This is a genomic window from Mycolicibacter heraklionensis (genome assembly GCF_001021505.1).
GTDB lineage: Bacteria > Actinomycetota > Actinomycetes > Mycobacteriales > Mycobacteriaceae > Mycobacterium > Mycobacterium heraklionense.
On sequence record NZ_LDPO01000012.1, the window covers coordinates 52,749 to 72,195 of the forward strand.

General features: G+C 68.0%; 17 protein-coding genes. 14 read left to right on the forward strand and 3 right to left on the reverse strand.

Annotated features, from left to right (window positions below; all coding sequences use genetic code 11):
• The first annotated feature begins 385 nt into the window (after nt 1-385).
• The 13 genes from ABW16_RS14715 to ABW16_RS14775 all read left to right on the forward strand — a co-directional run bounded on the left by ABW16_RS14715 (nt 386) and on the right by ABW16_RS14775 (nt 15,201).
• Nucleotides 386-709 carry a transglycosylase family protein gene (locus ABW16_RS14715; protein ID WP_024440781.1) on the forward strand — a complete coding sequence of 108 codons (324 nt, stop codon included), beginning with the start codon at nt 386-388 and terminating at the stop codon, nt 707-709.
• 94 nt (nt 710-803) lie between these two features.
• Nucleotides 804-2,060 (forward strand): saccharopine dehydrogenase family protein, encoded by a 1,257-nt coding sequence (locus ABW16_RS14720; protein WP_047319930.1) that lies wholly within the window; start codon nt 804-806, stop codon nt 2,058-2,060.
• Between the two features lie 99 nt (nt 2,061-2,159).
• Complete coding sequence (locus ABW16_RS14725) at nt 2,160-2,750, forward strand: DUF937 domain-containing protein (protein WP_047320010.1); 591 nt, start codon at nt 2,160-2,162, stop codon at nt 2,748-2,750.
• A gap of 92 nt (nt 2,751-2,842) precedes the next feature.
• Entirely contained in the window at nt 2,843-5,494 is a 2,652-nt protein-coding gene (locus tag ABW16_RS14730; protein ID WP_047319931.1) for a valine--tRNA ligase, read from the forward strand.
• A gap of 11 nt (nt 5,495-5,505) precedes the next feature.
• Nucleotides 5,506-6,906: a bifunctional tetrahydrofolate synthase/dihydrofolate synthase gene (gene folC / locus ABW16_RS14735; protein WP_047320011.1), complete on the forward strand. Its 1,401-nt coding sequence runs from the start codon at nt 5,506-5,508 to the stop codon at nt 6,904-6,906.
• Entirely contained in the window at nt 6,903-7,253 is a 351-nt protein-coding gene (locus tag ABW16_RS14740) for a DUF4233 domain-containing protein (protein ID WP_047319932.1), read from the forward strand. Before folC ends, ABW16_RS14740 begins: the two co-directional genes overlap by 4 nt.
• A gap of 86 nt (nt 7,254-7,339) precedes the next feature.
• Nucleotides 7,340-7,786 (forward strand): nucleoside-diphosphate kinase, encoded by a 447-nt coding sequence (ndk, locus tag ABW16_RS14745; protein WP_041319710.1) that lies wholly within the window; start codon nt 7,340-7,342, stop codon nt 7,784-7,786.
• A gap of 295 nt (nt 7,787-8,081) precedes the next feature.
• Nucleotides 8,082-10,988, forward strand: a complete 2,907-nt coding sequence (gene rne / locus ABW16_RS14750) for a ribonuclease E (RefSeq protein ID WP_047319933.1) — start codon at nt 8,082-8,084, stop codon at nt 10,986-10,988.
• 152 nt (nt 10,989-11,140) lie between these two features.
• Nucleotides 11,141-11,452 carry a 50S ribosomal protein L21 gene (gene rplU / locus ABW16_RS14755; RefSeq protein WP_047319934.1) on the forward strand — a complete coding sequence of 104 codons (312 nt, stop codon included), beginning with the start codon at nt 11,141-11,143 and terminating at the stop codon, nt 11,450-11,452.
• A 17-nt stretch (nt 11,453-11,469) separates the two neighbouring features.
• The gene (gene rpmA, locus ABW16_RS14760) at nt 11,470-11,730 is read left to right on the forward strand and encodes a 50S ribosomal protein L27 (protein ID WP_024440772.1); all 261 of its coding nucleotides are present in this window, start codon (nt 11,470-11,472) and stop codon (nt 11,728-11,730) included.
• A 48-nt stretch (nt 11,731-11,778) separates the two neighbouring features.
• Nucleotides 11,779-13,224, forward strand: coding sequence for a GTPase ObgE (obgE, locus tag ABW16_RS14765; RefSeq protein WP_047319935.1), 1,446 nt, complete (start codon nt 11,779-11,781; stop codon nt 13,222-13,224).
• Nucleotides 13,221-14,327, forward strand: a complete 1,107-nt coding sequence (gene proB, locus ABW16_RS14770; protein WP_047319936.1) for a glutamate 5-kinase — start codon at nt 13,221-13,223, stop codon at nt 14,325-14,327. The genes obgE and proB overlap by 4 nt, the downstream gene beginning before the upstream one ends.
• Before the next feature lie 121 nt (nt 14,328-14,448).
• Nucleotides 14,449-15,201, forward strand: a complete 753-nt coding sequence (locus tag ABW16_RS14775) for a PE-PPE domain-containing protein (protein WP_047319937.1) — start codon at nt 14,449-14,451, stop codon at nt 15,199-15,201.
• Nucleotides 15,202-15,207: 6 nt separating this feature from the next.
• On the opposite strand, the gene ABW16_RS14780 is transcribed toward ABW16_RS14775, so the two are convergent.
• Nucleotides 15,208-15,843, reverse strand: coding sequence for a TetR/AcrR family transcriptional regulator (locus tag ABW16_RS14780; RefSeq protein ID WP_047319938.1), 636 nt, complete (start codon nt 15,841-15,843; stop codon nt 15,208-15,210).
• Nucleotides 15,844-15,947: 104 nt separating this feature from the next.
• Between ABW16_RS14780 and ABW16_RS14785 the strand changes: the two genes are divergently transcribed.
• A complete protein-coding gene (locus tag ABW16_RS14785) occupies nt 15,948-17,207 on the forward strand; it encodes a cytochrome P450 (RefSeq protein ID WP_047319939.1) in 1,260 nt (419 codons plus the stop codon).
• Nucleotides 17,208-17,218: 11 nt separating this feature from the next.
• Here ABW16_RS14785 and ABW16_RS14790 read toward each other — a convergent pair whose 3' ends face one another.
• Together ABW16_RS14790 and ABW16_RS14795 are read right to left on the reverse strand one after the other, a co-directional pair.
• Nucleotides 17,219-18,094: an alpha/beta fold hydrolase gene (locus tag ABW16_RS14790; RefSeq protein ID WP_047319940.1), complete on the reverse strand. Its 876-nt coding sequence runs from the start codon at nt 18,092-18,094 to the stop codon at nt 17,219-17,221.
• A gap of 96 nt (nt 18,095-18,190) precedes the next feature.
• The gene (locus tag ABW16_RS14795; RefSeq protein WP_109519612.1) at nt 18,191-19,441 is read right to left on the reverse strand and encodes an MFS transporter; all 1,251 of its coding nucleotides are present in this window, start codon (nt 19,439-19,441) and stop codon (nt 18,191-18,193) included.
• Nucleotides 19,442-19,447: the final 6 nt, after the last annotated feature.

Genomic DNA, 19,447 nt, shown 5'->3' on the forward strand with positions numbered 1-19,447 from the left:
CCGATGTGTACTGCCGTGTCGACGGAACGCCTAAAGCGGCTGCTGACCTGCTATAACCATTCCCGACGGTGGTGTGATTCTTTCGTTATCTGCCCGAAATAGTCGCGTCATGCGGTTGGACTTGTCGCATGAACGTTTCGTAAGTTTCCTCTCGCCCTAATGCGGGGCAAACAAATTGAATCGACGGAACCGCGTGTGAGCGGGGCCGCGGGCGGCCCTTCGAACGCCTCCGCGGTGCCGGGTGTCAACCCGGCGGGCGATCTGCCCCCGCTGTCGTGCCTGACCTAGACGGCACGTCTCGAAGACCACTCCCGCCTGGACCCCAAGCATGCCGGCCCACTTGCCGTGGGCGCACTTCGGCGCGCGCGCTGCGAAAGGAACGATGTTGAAGAACGTCCGCAAGCCCCTGACCCTGGCCGCGATCGCCGGCGCCCTGATCACCGGCGCGGTCGCCCTGTCCGACGCCACCGCCAAGGCGGACAGCGTCAACTGGGACGCCATCGCGGCCTGCGAGTCGGGCGGCAACTGGTCGATCAACACCGGCAACGGCTACTACGGCGGACTGCAGTTCAACGCCGGCACCTGGCGTGCCAACGGTGGCAGCGGCATGCCGCACAACGCCAGCCGTGCCGAGCAGATCCGGGTTGCCGAGAACGTCCTGCGCAGCCAGGGCATCGGTGCCTGGCCGGTGTGCGGCCGTCGCGGCTGAACATCCCTCTAGCGCTATCGACGACGGCGCCGGGCGAGCAGCCCGGCGCCGTCGCCGTCGGAAGGGGCTCCGGCCGGCGAGTAGCGTCGGGCGGGTGCCTGACACGCCTCGTGAGCTCGACATCGTCCTCTATGGAGCCACCGGTTTCGCAGGGAAGCTGACCGCCCAGTACCTGGCCCGCGCCGGCGGCGCCGCCCGGATCGGGTTGGCGGGCCGCTCGGCGGAGCGGCTGCGCGAGGTCCGCGACGGCCTCGGATCTCGAGCCCAAGGCTGGCCGACCCTGGTGGCCGACGCCGACAAGCCCACAACACTGGCGGCGATGGCGGCCCGGACCCGGGTGGTGATCACCACCGTCGGCCCCTACACCCGTTATGGAATGCCCTTGGTGGCGGCCTGCGCCGCGACGGGCACCGATTACGTCGACCTCACCGGCGAGACGCTGTTCGTGCGGGAGAGCATCGACCGTCACCACAAGCAGGCGGCCGACAACCGGGCCCGGATCGTGCATGGCTGCGGCTTCGACTCCATCCCGTCGGACATGAGCGTGTACGCCCTGTATCGGGCGGCCCGCGACGACGGCACCGGGGACCTGCTCGACACCGACTACGTCGTCCGAGGGTTCTCCGCCGGGGTGTCCGCCGGCACGCTGGCCTCGATGATTGAGTTCCTGGGCGCCGCCGCCAACGATCCGAAGGCCCGACGCCAGCTGTCGGATCCCTACACGCTCAGCTCGGATCGGTCCGCCGAACCCCGATTGGGCCCCGAGCCGGACCTGTCCTGGCGGCGGGGCCAAGACATCGCGCCGGAGCTGGATGGAATCTGGACCGCCGGTTTCGCCATGGCGCCCGTCAACACCCGCATCGTGCGGCGCAGCAACGCACTGCTGGATTGGGCCTACGGTCGCCGCTTCCGCTACGCCGAGCACATGAGCGTCGGCTCGTCGGCTGCCGCACCTGCGCTGTCTGGATTGGCGACCGGGATGGGCAAGGTGACCTTCGGGGTCGGCGGCCACGTCCTGCGGCTCCTGCCGAACGGATTGCTGGAACGGGTGTTGCCCAAGCCGGGAACCGGCCCCAGCCGCAGCCGGCGCGAGAACGGCTACTACCGCATCGAGACCTACACGACCACCAGCGGCGGAGCCCGCTACCGGGCGGACATGGCGCAGCGGGGTGACCCCGGCTACCAGGCCACCTCGGTGCTGTTGGGCGAGAGTGCTTTGGCCCTGGCGCTGGACCGCGACGCACTGTCCGACCACTACGGTGTGCTGACCCCGGCGGCCGCGATGGGTGACGTGCTGCTGTCCAGACTGCCCGCGGCGGGGGTGACGCTCGAGGTTTCCCGGCTGCGTTGACCGCGGCTCAATTGGCCGGTGCCGGCCACTGATCTTTCCGCTAGTGTCATTTTCGACCGCTGCCCGTAGCAGCACCCAGTAAAGAAGGTGGAATCTCTCATGGCCGGCCTCGACGATCTCTTTGCTCAGATCCCCATCCAAGACATCGCCAACCAGCTCGGCGCCGACTCGGGTGAAGTGGACAGCACCATCCGTACCCTGGTGCCGGTGCTGGTCAGCGGTTTGAGCCAGAACGCCCAAGACCCGGGTCAGGCCGACAGCATTGTCAACACCGCCGCCACCTTCGCCGCTCAGGGACTGCTGGACAACGCTTTCGGCGCCAGCCAGTCGCAAGGCCAACAGGTGATCTCCACCATCTTCGGTGGCAACGACACCAACCAGGTCGCCTCGGCGCTGTCCGGTGCCGGCGCCGGCAACAACGACCTGCTGCAGAAGCTGTTGCCGATCATCGCGCCGATCGTGCTCGCCTACATCGGCAAGCAGCTGACCGGCCAGAAGGCCGAGCCGGCCCAGCAGCAGGCCTCCGGTGGCGGCCTCGGTGATGTCCTGGGCAGCATCCTGGGCGGCATGGCCGGCGGCGGCGGCGCCAAGAACCAGTCGATGGGCAGCATCCTGGGCAACATGATCGGCGGCAAGACCGGCGGCGCCATCGGCGACATCCTCGGCGGTCTGCTCGGCGGCAAGAAGTAGCCCTACCTGCGTGAGCAGTCGTGAAAGCCCCCGAATCGAGCCGGATTCGGGGGCTTTCGCGACTGCTCGGCAGGCATTCCTAGAATTGACCGGTGACTGACACCCCCAACGCCGCCAACGCCGATGCCCTGCCCAAGTCGTGGGAGCCGGGTGCGGTCGAGGACGCGATCTACCAGCGTTGGGTGGATGCCGGCTACTTCAGCGCCGACCCCACCAGCGATAAGCCCGGCTACTCGATCGTGCTGCCCCCGCCGAACGTCACCGGCAGCCTGCACATGGGCCACGCGCTCGACCACACCCTGATGGACGTGTTGACCCGTCGCAAGCGAATGCAGGGCTACGAGGTGTTGTGGCTGCCGGGTATGGACCACGCCGGCATCGCCACCCAGAGCGTGGTGGAACGCCAGCTCGCCATTGACGGCAAGACCAAGGAAGACTTCGGCCGCGAACTGTTCATCGACAAGGTCTGGGACTGGAAGCGGGAGTCCGGCGGCACCATCGGGGGCCAGATGCGCCGGCTCGGCGACGGCGTGGACTGGAGTCGCGAACGGTTCACCATGGACGACGGCCTGTCCCGGGCGGTCCGCACCATATTCAAGCGGCTCTACGACGCGGGGCTGATCTACCAGGCCGAACGACTGGTCAACTGGTCGCCGGTGCTGGAGACCGCGATCAGCGACCTCGAGGTCAAATACGAAGACATCGAGGGCGAGCTGGTGTCGTTCCGGTACGGCTCGCTCGATGACTCCCAACCCCACATCGTGGTGGCCACCACCCGGCTGGAGACCATGCTCGGTGACACCGCGATCGCGGTGCACCCCGACGACGACCGGTACCGCGACCTGGTCGGGACCAGCTTGGCGCACCCGTTCCTGGACCGGGAGATCGCCGTGGTCGCCGACGCACACGTCGACCCCGAATTCGGCACCGGCGCGGTCAAAGTCACCCCCGCCCACGACCCCAACGACTTCGAGATCGGTCTGCGCCACCAGCTGGCAATGCCGACCATCCTGGACACCAAAGGCCGGATCACCGGCACCGGAACACAGTTCGACGGCATGGACCGTTTCGAGGCGCGGGTCGCCGTGCGTGAAGCGCTGGCCGCCGAGGGGCGCATCGTCGCCGAGAAGCGGCCCTACCTGCACAGCGTCGGGCACTCCGAGCGCAGCGGCGAAGTCATCGAACCGCGGCTGTCCATGCAGTGGTGGGTCGACGTCTCCTCGCTGGCCAAGGCCGCCGGTGACGCGGTTCGCAACGGCGACACCGTCATCCACCCCAAGAGCCTGGAGCCGCGCTGGTTCGCGTGGGTCGACGACATGCACGACTGGTGCATCTCCCGGCAGCTGTGGTGGGGGCACCGCATCCCGATCTGGCACGGGCCGAACGGCGAGAAGGTCTGCGTCGGCCCGGACGAGACCCCGCCGCAGGGCTGGGAGCAGGACCCCGACGTGCTGGACACCTGGTTCTCCTCGGCGTTGTGGCCGTTCTCCACGATGGGCTGGCCCGACGCCACACCGGAACTGGAGAAGTTCTATCCGACAAGCGTTTTGGTGACCGGCTACGACATCCTGTTCTTCTGGGTGGCCCGGATGATGATGTTCGGCACCTTCGTGGGCGGCGACGCCGCGCTGCCCGATGGCAAAGTTCCGTTCCGCAACGTGTTCCTGCACGGCCTGATCCGCGACGAGCACGGCCGCAAGATGAGCAAATCGCGCGGCAACGGCATCGACCCGCTGGACTGGGTGGAGATGTTCGGCGCCGACGCCCTGCGGTTCACCCTGGCCCGCGGCGCCAGCCCCGGCAGTGACCTGTCGATCGGCGAGGACCACGCCCGTGCGTCGCGCAACTTCGTCACCAAGCTGTTCAACGCGACCCGGTTCGCGCTGATGAACGGCGCGGCGCCGGCGCCGTTGCCGGCGCTCGAGGACCTGACCGACGCCGACCGCTGGATTCTGGGGCGCCTGGAAGAGGTTCGCGCCGAAGTGGATTCGGCCTTCGAGGGCTATGAGTTCGGGCGAGCCTGCGAAGCGCTGTACCACTTCGCCTGGGATGAGTTCTGCGACTGGTACGTCGAGTTGGCCAAGACCCAGCTGGGGCAGGGGCTGACCCACACCACCGCCGTGCTCGCGGCGGTGCTGGACACCCTGTTGCGGCTGCTGCACCCGGTGATCCCGTTCGTCACCGAAACCCTGTGGCAGGAGCTCACCGGCGCGGAGTCGCTGGTGATCGCGGACTGGCCGGCATCGTCGGGCATCGCGCTGGACCGGGTTGCCGCGCAACGGATCACCGACATGCAGAAGCTGGTGACCGAGGTGCGCCGGTTCCGCAGCGACCAGGGTCTGCGCGACCGGCAGAAGGTCCCGGCCCGGCTGACCGGCATCGACGACGCCGACCTGGCCACCCAGGTGGCAGCGGTGACCTCCCAGTCCTGGCTGACCGAGCCGGGGGAGGACTTCGCACCGTCGGCCACCGTCGAGGTGCGACTGGGCCCCACGGGCGGGGGAAGCACGGTCGTCGTCGAACTGGACACCTCCGGCACCGTCGACGTCGAAGCCGAGCGCCGTCGGCTGGAGAAGGACCTGGCCACCGCGCGCAAGGAGCTCGAGGCCACCTCGGCGAAACTGGGCAATGCGGCGTTCCTGGCCAAGGCGCCCGAAGCGGTGGTGGACAAGATCCGTGGGCGCCAGCAGTTGGCCGGCGACGAAGTGGAGCGGATCACCGCGCGGCTGGCAGGCCTGACGTGACCGATCAACCGATCGGCACCGACGAGCCCACCCCGGACGAGATCGCGGCGTTGCTCCAGGTCGAGCACCTGCTGGATCAGCGTTGGGGCGAGACCAAGATCGAACCCAGCCTGACCCGGATCAACGCCCTGCTGGAACTGCTCGGCTCGCCGCAGCGCGGTTACCCGTCCATCCACGTCGCCGGCACCAACGGCAAGACCTCGGTGGTGCGGATGATCGATGCGTTGCTGACGGCGTTTTCTCGCCGTACCGGGCGCACCACCAGCCCGCACCTGCAGTCGGCGGTCGAGCGCATTGCGGTCGACGGCCAGCCGATCAGCCCGGCGCGGTACGTGGAGACCTACGCCGAGATCGAGCCCTTCGTGCAGATGGTCGACGCATCCTCGCAGGCTGACGGGGGCCCGGCCATGAGCAAGTTCGAGGTGCTCACCGGGATGGCGTTCGCGGCATTCGCCGATGCCCCGGTCGATGTCGCCATCGTCGAGGTCGGCATGGGTGGGCGCTGGGACGCCACCAACGTCGTCGAAGCCCCGGTCGCCGTCATCACCCCGATCGGCATCGACCACGTCGACTATCTCGGTGACGACATCGCCGGGATCGCTGCGGAGAAGGCCGGCATCATTCACCGCTCGTCGGACGAACTGACCGACACCGTGGCAGTGATCGCCCGCCAGGCGCCCGAGGTGATGGAGGTGTTGCTGGCGCAGTCGGTGCGCGCCGACGCCGCGGTGGCGCGGGAGAACTCGGAGTTCGCGGTGCGCAGCCGCCAACTCGCGGTCGGCGGACAGGTGCTGGAACTGCAGGGCCTGGGCGGGGTGTACTCCGACATCTTTCTGCCGCTGCACGGCGAGCACCAGGCGCACAACGCGGTGCTGGCGCTGGCGGCGGTGGAGGCGTTCTTCGGCGCCGGCGCCGAGCGCCAGCTCGACGTCGAGACCGTTCGGGCGGGCTTCGCCGCGGTACGCAGCCCCGGCCGGCTGGAGCGGATGCGCAGCTCGCCCACGGTGTTCATCGACGCCGCGCACAATCCGGCCGGCGCCGCCGTGCTGGCCCAGGCCCTCGCCGAGGATTTCGACTTCCGGTATCTGGTCGGTGTGGTGAGCGTGCTGGGCGACAAGGACGTCGACGGCATCTTGGCGGCACTAGAGCCGGTGTTCGACCGAATTGTGGTGACCCACAACGGTTCTCCGCGGGCGCTGGACGTCGAGGCACTCACCGTCGCCGCAGCGCGGTGGTTCGGTGACGACCGGGTGGTCACCACCGAAACGCTGGAAGATGCGATCGACACCGCCACGGCGTTGGTCGACGAATTCGACTCCGAGGGTGAAGCTTCGGGGGCGGGAATCGTGATCACCGGCTCGGTGGTCACCGCCGGCGCCGCTCGCTCCCTGTTCGGGAAGGACCCGGCATGACCGACCAGCCAGACGCCCCCGACCCGTGGCGGGGTTTTCGTGGCGTGATGGCCGCGACGCTGATACTCGAGTCCATCACGGTGCTGTTGGCTCTCCCGGTGGTCAGCGTCGTCGGGGGTGGCCTGACACCCTTCTCGCTGACGTATCTGCTCGGCCTGGCGCTGGTGTTGCTGCTGTTCGCCGGGATCCAGGGCCGCAGCTGGGCGATCTGGGCCAATCTGGCGCTGCAGTTGGTGCTGGTGGCCGGGTTCGTGGTGTACCCCGGCGTGGGCATCATGGGCCTGGTGTTCACCGCGGTGTGGGCATTGATCGCCTATTTCCGTGCGGTGGTGTTGCGACGCTCGTGACGGAACCCGACGCCGGGGCCGGTACGCTGTCGCCCGTGCCGCTGGCGACGACGCAGGGCGGAACGATGGGACAGGAGCGGCGCTTCATGACTGAGCGGACTTTGGTGCTGATCAAGCCGGACGGCGTGAACCGTCGGCTGGTGGGCGAGATCATCAGCCGGATCGAGAAGAAGGGCCTGACGTTGGCGGCCCTGGAACTGCGGCCGGTGCAGCAGGCCGTGGCCCGGCAGCACTACGGCGAGCATGAGGGCAAGGCGTTTTTCGCTTCGCTGCTGGATTTCATTACCTCAGGTCCCGTGGTCGCCGCCGTGGTGGAAGGACCGCGCGCGATCGAGGCGTTCCGGCAGCTCGCCGGTGGCACCGACCCGGTGGCCAAGGCCACCCCGGGCACCATCCGCGGTGATTTCGGTCTGGAGACCCAGTTCAACCTGGTGCACGGCTCGGACTCACCGGAGTCGGCCGAGCGTGAGATCGCGCTGTGGTTCCCCGACTTGAAGCCATCGGCGCCGACGGCTCCGATGACACTGGCCTGACGTCGTAGTTAGTGCCTTTCGTCCGGCTCCTGTGGATTGTGTGGGATACTGACTAACGGGTGAACGTCACCGGACCGGTGTCCGACACCCGAATGAAGACTTCGGCGAGTGCGACGGTCGCGATATGTGATGCGGCGCCGATCGCCGGTCCTCATTCAGCCAGGCACCGAGTCGGTTCAACCCGAGCCCCTCGGAGCGAGACCACCACAAGCCCGGGGAAGTGAGCCGGGCCCATAACGAGAAGTCCTCGCGTGGCCGCGTCGCACGACGCGCCCGGGGGCTTGAGGAGACGTACGTGGCAGACCCCTCTCTTTTTAAAGGCCCCGATTCAGACGTATCAGCAGGGCCGAGCGAGCACGAGGAGTTGCCCGATCGCCTGCGGGTGCACTCGCTGGCGCGGGTTCTGGGCACCACCAGCCGGCGGGTCCTGGATGCTCTTACCGAGCTGGATGGCCGGGCGCGCAGCGCGCACTCCAGCGTGGACCGTGTCGAGGCGGTGCGAGTCCGCGACCTGCTGGACTCGATCGCCGAACCCGCTGTCGCCGGGCTCTTCCAGGAGGCCGGCGAGGCAGCGGACGCTGGGGATGCCGGCGAGGTCCCCGACGAACCCGAGTCCCGGCTGCTGCTGGAGACGGCACCGGAGCCGGCCGTCGCGCGGGCTGACTACATGCCGTTGTTCGTCGCGCCGCAGCCGGTCGCCTTTGAGCGTGCGGTGCCTCGCGACGTCGACGTCGATACAGACGACGACTCGGACGACTATGGCGACGACGACCTCGGCGGTGCCGAGACCGACGCCGACGACGAGAACGGAGACCGGCCCGCCAACCGGCGCCGCCGCCGCGGTCGCCGTGGCCGTGGCCGGGGCCGCGGGTCCGAGGGTGCAGCCGCCGACGACGAGACCGAGGACGACGACTCCGCCGCGGAATCGGACGAGGCCGCCGACGCCGAGGACGCCGCCGACGAAGAGGGCGGTTCGGCCGAGGAGGCCGGCAACCGCCGTCGTCGCCGCCGCCGTCGGCGCAAGGCCGGGACCGGCGAGGACGACGACACCGTGTCGTCGGACGACCCGCCCAACACCGTCGTGCACGAACGGGCCCCGCGCGCCAAGACCAGCCGGTCTGCCAAGGCCGACCGGGGCACCGGCGACGACGAGATCCAGGGCATCACCGGCTCGACACGACTGGAGGCCAAGCGGCAGCGTCGCCGCGACGGCCGCGACGCCGGGCGGCGTCGTCCGCCGATTTTGAGCGAGGCCGAGTTCCTGGCCCGCCGCGAGGCCGTCGAACGCCGCATGGTGGTCCGCGACCGGGTCCGGACCGAGCCGCCGCACCAGGGCGCGCGCTACACCCAGATCGCCGTGCTGGAAGACGGCGTGATGGTCGAGCACTTCGTGACCTCGGCCGCGTCGACGTCATTGGTGGGCAACGTCTACCTGGGCATCGTGCAGAACGTGCTGCCGTCGATGGAGGCCGCGTTCGTCGACATCGGCCGGGGCCGCAACGGCGTGCTGTACGCCGGTGAGGTGAACTGGGAGGCCGCCGGACTCGGTGGCGCCAACCGCAAGATCGAGCAGGCGCTCAAACCCGGCGACTACGTCGTGGTGCAGGTCAGCAAGGACCCCATCGGGCACAAGGGCGCCCGCCTGACCACGCAGGTCTCGCTGGCCGGCCGTTACCTGGTGTACGTGCCGGGTGCGTCGTCGACCGGGATCAGTCGCAAGCTGCCCGACACCGAGCGTCAGCGGCTCAAGGAGATCCTGCGCGAGGTGGTGCCCGCCGACGCCGGCGTGATCATCCGCACCGCGTCGGAGGGTGTCAAAGAAGAAGACATCCGCGCCGACGTGGAACGCCTGCAGGAACGCTGGAGCCAGATCGAGGCCACCGCGGCCGAGACCAAGGGGAAAGCGGCCGGGGCCGCGGTGGCGCTCTACGAAGAGCCCGACGTGCTGGTCAAGGTGATCCGGGACCTGTTCAACGAGGACTTCTCCGAGTTGGTGGTCTCCGGTGACGAGGCCTGGGCCACGATCAATGAGTACGTGGGCTCGGTGGCCCCCGAGCTGGTGCCGAAGCTGACCCGCTACCAGCCCCCCACAGGTCCGGAGGGCCAGGCCGGTCCGGACGTGTTCGCCGTGCACCGCATCGACGAGCAGCTGGCCAAGGCGCTGGACCGCAAGGTTTGGCTGCCCTCGGGCGGCACGCTGGTCATCGACCGGACCGAGGCGATGACGGTGGTCGACGTCAACACCGGCAAGTTCACCGGCTCCGGGGGCAACCTCGAGGAGACGGTGACCAAGAACAACCTGGAGGCCGCCGAGGAGATCGTGCGGCAGCTTCGCCTCCGTGACATCGGCGGCATCATCGTCATCGACTTCATCGACATGGTGCTGGAGTCCAACCGCGACCTGGTGCTGCGCCGGCTGACCGAGGCGCTGGGCCGCGACCGCACCCGCCACCAGGTTTCGGAGGTGACGTCGCTGGGTCTGGTACAGCTGACCCGCAAACGCCTGGGCACCGGGCTCATCGAGGCCTTCTCGACCTCGTGTCAACACTGCGCTGGGCGCGGCATCATGCTGCACGGCGACCCGGTGGACTCGGCCGCGCCGGGACGCAAGTCTGAATCGGGCGGCAGCAGCACGAGCCGCCGCAGCAAGCGCTCGAAGAAGCCGAAGGTCGACGAGCCGGCGGTCGCCAAGGTTCCGGTGCACACGCCCGGTGACCACCCGATGTTCAAGGCGATGGCGGCGGCCAGCGACCGGCACGACGAGTCGGACGACGAGCACGAGACCGCACCCGACGCCGATGAGCTGTTGGTCGAGCAGGGCGCCGAAGGCGCCGAGGAGGCCGAGGGCACCGACGAGGTCGCTTCCGAGGACCTGGACTCCGACGAGGACCTCACCGACGCCGAGGAAGACGCAGACGACGAGGACGAAGACGTCGACGACGAGGATGTCGACGACGAAGACGCCGACGACGAGGATGTCGACGAAGTCGATCTCGACGACGATGACGACGAGGACTTCGACGACGACCTGGATGTCATCGACGAGTCCGATGACTCCGACGAGTCCGATGAAGAAGACTCCGACGATGCTGAGGACGCGGAGGACTCCGAGGACTTTGAGGAGCCCGAGGCGCCGGTCGCGGTGGTCGAGCGTCCGCGACGTCGGCGTGCGGCGGCCCGACCGGCCGGACCACCGATCTAAGGCCGTGCCGGTTTGACCCCTTAGCCGCTGGTCACGTACCCTTGACCAGTTGTCGCCAGGCGGGAATAACCACAGCTCGGCGGACAGAACCCCAGACACCTGCGCAAGTCCCGATGGCGTGCGCGCCCGAGAAGCAGAGGTAGAAACCAACGATGGCGACGTACGCAATCGTCAAAACCGGCGGCAAGCAGTACAAGGTTGCCGTCGGTGACGTGCTCAAGGTCGAGAAGATCGAGTCGGAGCCGGGATCGTCGGTCTCGCTGCCGGTCGCGCTGGTCGTGGACGGTGCCAGCGTCACCACCGACGCCGCCAAGCTGGCGAAGGTCGCCGTCACCGGCGAGATCCTGGAGCACACCAAGGGCCCCAAGATCCGCATCCACAAGTTCAAGAACAAGACCGGCTACCACAAGCGGCAGGGTCACCGTCAGCAGCTGACCGTGCTCAAGGTCACCGGAATCAAGTAGCAGCAGGAGGCAGCGAGATGGCACACAAAAAGGGCGCTTCCAGCTCACGTAACGGGCGCGACTCCAACGCCCAGCGGCTCGGGGTCAAGCGGTTCGGCGGCCAGGTCGTCAAGGCCGGCGAGATCCTGGTGCGGCAGCGCGGCACCCACTTCCACCCCGGCGTCAACGTCGGGCGCGGCGGCGACGACACCCTGTTCGCCACGGCACCCGGTGCGGTCGAGTTCGGTGTGAAGCGTGGCCGCAAGTTGATCAACATCGTGCCTGTCGCCCGCGACTAGTCGCCGGCGTAACTGGGCGCCTTTGGGCGCCGGATAGGTAGTAACGCCATGTCCCGGTTCGTCGACCGCGTTGTCATCCATGTGCGGGCCGGCGACGGGGGCAACGGCTGCGCCTCGATTCACCGGGAGAAGTTCAAGCCGCTCGGTGGTCCCGACGGTGGCAACGGCGGCCGCGGCGGCAGCGTCGTGCTGGTCGTCGACGCCGGAGTGCACACCCTGCTGGACTTTCACTTTCGGCCGCACATCGACGCGCCGTCCGGCAAGCAGGGCCAGGGCAACAACAAGGACGGCGCTTTCGGCGCGGACCTGGAGATCAAAGTTCCCGACGGCACTGTCGTGCTCGACGAGCACGGGCGGCTGCTGGCCGACCTGGTAGGCACGGGTGCCCGCTTCGAGGCAGCCGCCGGCGGTCGCGGCGGGCTGGGCAATGCGGCGCTGGTGTCGCGCGCCCGCAAGGCGCCCGGCTTCGCGTTGCTGGGGGAGAAGGGCGAAACCCGCGACCTCACGCTGGAACTCAAGACCGTCGCCGACGTCGGGCTGATCGGATTCCCGTCCGCGGGCAAATCCGCACTGGTGTCGGTGATCTCGGCGGCCAAGCCGAAGATCGCCGACTATCCCTTCACCACGCTGGCGCCCAACCTGGGCGTGGTGTCGGCCGGCGAGAACACCTTCACCGCCGCCGACGTGCCCGGCCTCATCCCGGGCGCCTCGGCCGGCCGCGGACTGGGCTTGGACTTTCTGCGGCACATCGAACGCTGCGCGGTGCTGGTGCATGTCGTGGACTGTGCGACCGCCGAGCCGGGCCGTGACCCGCTCTCTGATATCGAAGCGATTGAAGCCGAACTGGCGGCCTATACCCCCACCATGCAAGGGGATTCGACGCTCGGCGACCTGGTCGACCGCCCGCGGGCGGTGGTGCTCAACAAGATCGACGTGCCGGAAGCGCGGGAGATGGCGGAGTTCGTCCGCGACGACATCGTGGCCGAGCGCGGCTGGCCGGTGTTCATGGTCTCGACGGTGAGCAGGGAAGGGCTGCGCCCGTTGACGTTTGCGCTGGCCGACATGGTGTCGGCGTATCGCGCGGCGCAGCCGGAGCCGGTGGCACGACGCCCGGTGATTCGTCCGGTACTTGCGGGCGAGACCGGGTTCAGCGTGGAGTCGGACGGCGAGGGCGGCTTCATCGTGCGGGGCACCCGTCCTGAGCGCTGGGTGCACCAGACCAACTTCGACAACGACGAAGCGGTCGGCTACCTGGGTGACCGGTTGGCGCGACTGGGGGTCGAGGACGAGCTGCTGCGGCGGGGAGCCAAACCGGGTTGCGCGGTGACGATCGGGGACATGACGTTCGACTGGGAGCCGGCCACGCCGGCCGGGGTGGACATGACGCTGTCCGGGCGGGGCACCGACAGCAGGCTGGAGCGCACCGACCGAGTGGGTGCCGCCGAGCGCAAGGTGGCGCGCAAGCAGCGCCGTGAGCATGCGGAGGACGAGTGACCGGCACTGGTGCGCGCGAGGCGATTCGGACCGCGCGCAGCGTCGTCGTCAAGATCGGCACCACCGCGCTGACCACGGAGACCGGCATGTTCGACGCGGCCCGGCTGGCCGGGCTCGCCGAGGCGATCGAAGCCCGGATGAAGGCCGGCTCGGACGTGGTGATCGTGTCTTCGGGGGCTATCGCCGCCGGCCTGGAGCCGCTCGGGTTGACCAAGCGGCCAACCGATCTGGCCACCAAACAGGCCGCCGCCAGTGTGGGGCAGGTGGCGCTGGTCAACGCGTGGAGTGCCGCCTTCGGCCGGTTCGGCCGCACCGTCGGGCAGGTGCTGCTGACCGCTCAGGACGTCTCGATGCGGGTGTCACACACCAACGCCGCCCGCACCCTGGACCGGCTGCGCGCATTGCATGCGGTGGCGATCGTCAACGAGAACGACACGGTGGCCACCAGCGAGATCCGGTTCGGCGACAACGATCGGCTCTCGGCATTGGTGGCGCATCTGGTGGGCGCCGACGCGCTGGTCCTGCTCTCCGACATCGACGGCCTCTATGACTCCGACCCCCGCAAGGGCCCGGCTCGCCTGGTCCCCGAGGTGTCGGGACCGGACGATCTCGCCGATGTGGTTGCCAGCGAGGGCAGTCACCTCGGTACCGGCGGCATGGTGTCGAAGCTGTCGTCGGCACTGTTGGCCGCCGACGCGGGCGTTCCGGTGTTGCTGGCCGCGGCCGGTGCGGCAGCCGCCGCACTGTCCGACGCATCGGTGGGCACCGTCTTCGCGCCCCGGGCGCAACGGTTGTCGGCGCGCAAGTTCTGGGTGCGCCACGCCGCCGACGCGGCCGGAACGCTGACGCTGGACGCCGGGGCCGTCGAGGCGGTGCTGGCTCGCCGACGCTCCCTGCTGCCGGCCGGGATCACCGCGGTCTCGGGCAGGTTCTACGGCGGCGACGTGGTCGAACTGTGTGGCCCGGACGGAGCCGTGGTGGCCCGCGGCGTGGTCGGTTACGACGCGGCGGAGCTGGACGCCATGATCGGCCACTCCACCGCCGAGTTGGCACCGGACGCGCGTCGGCCGGTCGTGCACGCCGACGACCTGGTCGCGGTGTAGTCCCCGCCCTTCCCGTCCCGGCCCTTCCCGCGAGCGTGCGGGTTTGCCCAGCGACACGCCGGTCGGGGGCGTACAACTACGCACGTTCGGGTGGTCGATACCAGCGATAGGGGGTTGACAGATGACCACGGTGTTCACCATCGACGGGGCGGGCTGGAGCGGGTTTCTGCGGTTCATGTGCCGGGGCGCGGTCACCAGGGGCAAGACCGTCAAACGCGTCAAGTACCCCAACACCTACTTCGACGGCCTGCGCTACGTCTCAGCGGTCAAAGCGGTGGAACGTGGCGTGCAAGCCCTCGACGATATGCTGACCGCCCACTTCAACGCCTCACCCGATGCCGACGACGTCCTCGTCTATGGGGTGAGTATGGGGGCGCAGGTTGCCTGCAAGTGGTTGCGCGAGGAGGGGCCGACCTCCTCAGTCCCGGCCGACAGGGTGTCGTTTCTACTGCTGGCCAATCCCGAACAGCCTTTTCACGGCATCTATCAGGCTGACCCGAAGCTGGTCACGTTCATGAAGCTGCCCGACTACGGTGGCGTCGGCGTGCCGGCGAACACCCGGTTCTCGGTGACCGACCTGTGTCGCCAATACGACGGCATGGCCGACTTTCCCAACCTGCCTGCCGCACAGGTCGACTCGTTGGCCGTCCGAAACGCTCTGCTGGGCCTGGTGACGATCCACAACAACTACTTCCGGCTCGACATCAACAGCGCTGAGAACATCCGCGTCAGCCGCGGCAACATCACCTACGTGTTGGCCCCGACGCGCGTACCTCCGGCCTGCGGCCTGTCCGCACTGTTGCCCAGCCGGCTGAAAAGGAAGCGCAGCAGGATCGACGGCTCCTACGATCGCTCGGCCTGGAGCGGCCCGTAATCCGCGCTACTTCGCCGCAGTGCCGAGATACAGCGTCCCCCAAACGATCTCAGTCAGAGCGGTAGCGAGCTCGGAATCGTAATCGGTGTCGCGGACCGGCAGATTCTGTTGGCATACCCGCTCCACCATCCAGGTGAGCGCACTCGCGGTGGCGTCGACCGGTAACTCGCGGCGAATGGAGCCGTCGGCCTGGCCGTCTTCGATGACTTGGGCCACCCGACCCGAGATGCCGGTCAGCAAGTCGCGATAGGTGGCGCCCACCAGCGGGTCGTAGCCCGCCATCTCGCTCAGCGCGATCAGCAGCGGTTGATGCCGCCGATAGTTGGCGATGATCGCGGCCATCGCAGCGCGGACATCGTCGGGATCGCGGCGCTGCGCCACGCTCCACCAACGGTCCGCCCCCGAGGCGAGATCGCCGAACACCTGGCCGGCGAGCCGACGCAACAGATGGCCTTTGTCCTCGAAGTAGATGTAAAAGCTGGCGCGCGAAATGCCCGCCTCGGTGGCGAGCCGATCCACGCTGAGTTCGGTGAAGCTGGCGCCGGCGCTCATCAGTCGCTCGGTGGCGTCGAGCAGGCACCGCTCAATCTCCCCGCGCCGCTCCTGGCGGCTGGTCGGGGGCTTGCGCGTCACAGAAGCCACAGCGTCGAGCGTAACGGTAAGCCCGACGTCTTGACTAGACATGATGTCTAGACTTAGTGTCGTTCGAGCCCGATGTGACCGGGGCCATACGCCGAGGAGGTCTCGTGACAGCACCATCCGCCGCGCTGCGCAGCTATGACGAGGTCGACCTGTCCTCACGCGCGTTCTGGTCGGGCACCGCCGCGGAACGGGAGCGCTCCTTCGCGATACTGCGCGCGGAGCGTCCGGTGAGCTGGCATCCGCCGGTCGAAGACGCCATGCTCAACGATCCCGACGATCCCGGCTATTGGGCGGTCACCCGCCATGCCGACATCGTCGAGGTGAGCCGCACCAACGAGGTGTTCCTGTCTGGCAAGGGCGTGATGTTCGAGAACTTCCCGGAGGAGATGCTGGAGACCACGCAGTCCTTCCTGGCGATGGACCCGCCCCGGCACACCAAGCTGCGCAAGCTGGCCACCGCGGCGTTCACACCCCGCCAGATCCGCCGTATCGAAGATTCGATCAAGGCCAATGCCAAGGCGATCGTTGAAGAGTTGCGGGCCGCCGGCAGCGGGGCCGACTTCGTCGAGTACTGCGCCAAAGAGCTCCCATTGCGCACGCTGGCGGATATGGTGGGCGTCCCGGATTCCGAGCGCGCACAGGTAGCCCATGCCGCCGATGCGCTGGTATCGACCAACGACCCGGTGTTCCTCGCCGGGCGCGACCCGCTGGCGGTGATGGGCGAAAACATCATGTATCTGCATCAGGTCGCCGGCGCGCTGGCCGCGCAGCGTCGGGAGGCTCCCGGTGACGACCTGTTCAGCAGCCTGGTCAACGCCGAGGTCGACGGTGACCGGCTCACCGACGCCGAGGTGTCCGCTTACTTCGTGCTGCTCGCGGTGGCCGGCAACGACACCACCCGTCAGACCACCAGTCACGCACTCAAAGCGCTCACCGATTTCGGTGACCAACGCGCTTGGCTACTGGAGGATTTCGAGCGCCGCATCGGGACCGCGGTAGAGGAGTTCATCCGCTACGCGACGCCGGTGATGACCTTCCGTCGCACCGCCGCAACCGATTACGAGCTCGGCGGCCAGACCATTCGGGCCGGCGACAAGGTGGCGATGTTCTATGCGTCGGGCAACTGGGATGCGCAGGTGTTCGACCAGCCCGATCGTCTGGATCTGAGCCGCGACCCCAATCCGCATCTGGGCTTCGGCGGCGGTGGGCAGCATTACTGCCTGGGGACCCATGTCGCGCGGGCCCAGCTGCGCGCCCTGTTCGGTGAGTTGCTCCGCCAGCTGCCGCGTATCGAGGCCGGTGACCCGGAGTACCTAGCGGGCAGCTTCATTCACGGCATCCGCGCCATGACTTGCACGTTCTGATCTGCATCGGCTCAGGCGAGCGCCCGGGTCAGCTCGGTGATCAGCTCATCCGGGCAGTCGACAGTGAGCATGTGGTTGGCGCCGGGCATCGACCGGGTGGACACTTGCGGGATCAGCCGTCGCGCGCGGGCCAATGTCGCTACCGGACCGCCGCGATAAATGACGTCCCGATCGCCGATCACCACCGTCACCGGCATGGTGAGCCGTCGCAACTCGGCATCGGTCAATACCGACGGCAGTACCGGCCGCCGAAACGGGCGAGACGTCAACATGCTCACCACGATCAGCTTCACCGTCGGATCGCTGCACGCATCCGGAGTGCTGGCTAACCACTGCACGGCGGCACGAACCCGTGCCGGCGACCTGAGCAGTATCGGGGTCATCATCCGGACGTAGAACTGAATGGTCAGCGGCGCCAGCGTTCCCGCGGGTGTGAGCAGGACCAGATGGCTGACCAGTTCCGGTGCCCGGAGGCCCAATTGGGCGGCGAGCCAGCCGCCATAGGACAGGCCCACCACCCGAGCATTCGTGAGGCCGAGGGTGTCGAACACCTGCCTCAGCCAGTCGACGTAGTCGTCGGAAGAGGATATTTCGCTGGTGAGCACACTTTTGGACGTGTCGGTGATGGTGTCGAGGCAATAGCAGCGGTACTGGGCACTCAGCGCCGCGATAACCGGCCGCCACATCGCTGAGGTCGCGCTGGCGCCGTGCAGCAGAACCAGGGGCGGCGCCGACGGTTCACCACAGACCACCGTGTGGGTCTGGCCGTAAGCGGTTTCCACCATGCACTCGGTGAACGGCACCGGCCAACCCCGCACGACCTCGTCATAATTCGCGATGAACTGCTCGCGCTCCCGTGTCCTGCGGAAGGGTGACCGGTTCGCCATGGTGGTCCTCAACGTGGTAGTGCGTGCCGGTGATGGTAGCGATGCTTGCGGCGAGCAGACGCGAAAGTGCCTGATTTCCCGGGTGGCAGGGCGCTTTTATGTCTGCTCGGCGGGGATTAGGTGGTCGGTCCCGAACCGGATCCCGGTGGCGTCCTTGCCGATCGCGGTCAGCACGATGACGGCGATCAGCGTCGGCACCACCGTGACCACCAGGGCGAACGGGTAGCCGTGCGCGGCCGCCAAATGCTCCTGGATCGGCAGGTTGAACGCGGCGAAGAGATTGCCCAGCTGATAGGTCACGCCCGGGTAGAAGCCGCGGATCGCGTCCGGCGACATCTCGGTCAGGTGCGCCGGGATCACACCCCAGGCGCCCTGCACGCAGATCTGGATCAGAAACGAGCCCAGGCACAACATGCCCGCGGTGTGCGACAGCGCGAACAGCGGCACGATCGGCAAGCCCATCACCGCGGCCCAGATGATCGCGTAGCGCCGGCCCAACCGCTGTGACAGCGAGCCGAAGATCAGCCCGCCGATGATTCCGCCGATGTTGTAGATCACCGCGATCCACTTGGCCGTGACATGGGACAGGCCCGCCCCGTCGGCCGAGGTCAGAAATGTCGGGTAGATGTCGTGGGTGCCGTGGCTCATCCAGTTGAACGCCGTCATCAGGACCACCAGATAGCAGAACCGGCGAATCACCTTCGCGTCGGTGAACACGTCGCGAATCTTGGTGCGGGTCAGCCGCATCCGATCCTGGGTGGCCTGCCATACCTCGGACTCAGTCACCCGGTAGCGGATCAGCAGGCTGACCATGGCCGGCAGGATCGAAAGCCCGAACAGCCAACGCCAGGACAACCCCAGCACGTCGTTCACCAGCAGCGAGGCCACGGTTGCGGCCAGGTAGCCGAACAGATAGCCCTCCTGCAGCAGCCCGGAGAAGAACCCGCGGCGCTCGGGTGGGATCTTCTCCATGGCCAGCGCGGCGCCCAGCCCCCATTCGCCACCCATCCCGATCCCGTACAGCAGGCGCAGAATCACCAGCACGGTGAAGGTGGGCGCGAACGCGCACAAGAACCCCACCGTCGAATAGAAGATGACGTTCACCATCAGCGGTATTCGCCTGCCGACCCGGTCGGCCCACAGGCCGAACAGCAGCGCCCCGAGCGGGCGCATCGCAAGAGTGGCGGTGGTCAGAAACGCGACCTCGGTCTTGGTGTGGCCGAAGGTCTCGGCGATGTCGGCGTAGACGAACACCACGATGAAGTAGTCGAAGGCATCCATCGACCAGCCCAATACGGCGGCGAGGAAGGAGTTGCGCTGGTCGGGTGTGAGCCGCTGCTTCGTCACCCGAGC

Bases quoted from the DNA above. Each gene is read 5' to 3' on its own strand.
- ABW16_RS14790 (WP_047319940.1), bottom strand. From the start codon at position 18,094: ATGGCGAACCGGTCACCCTTCCGCAGGACACGGGAGCGCGAGCAGTTC.
- obgE (WP_047319935.1), top strand. From the start codon at position 11,779: ATGTCCCGGTTCGTCGACCGCGTTGTCATCCATGTGCGGGCCGGCGAC.
- ABW16_RS14775 (WP_047319937.1), top strand. From the start codon at position 14,449: ATGACCACGGTGTTCACCATCGACGGGGCGGGCTGGAGCGGGTTTCTG.
- ABW16_RS14725 (WP_047320010.1), top strand. From the start codon at position 2,160: ATGGCCGGCCTCGACGATCTCTTTGCTCAGATCCCCATCCAAGACATC.
- ABW16_RS14740 (WP_047319932.1), top strand. From the start codon at position 6,903: ATGACCGACCAGCCAGACGCCCCCGACCCGTGGCGGGGTTTTCGTGGC.
- ndk (WP_041319710.1), top strand. From the start codon at position 7,340: ATGACTGAGCGGACTTTGGTGCTGATCAAGCCGGACGGCGTGAACCGT.
- rpmA (WP_024440772.1), top strand. From the start codon at position 11,470: ATGGCACACAAAAAGGGCGCTTCCAGCTCACGTAACGGGCGCGACTCC.
- rplU (WP_047319934.1), top strand. From the start codon at position 11,141: ATGGCGACGTACGCAATCGTCAAAACCGGCGGCAAGCAGTACAAGGTT.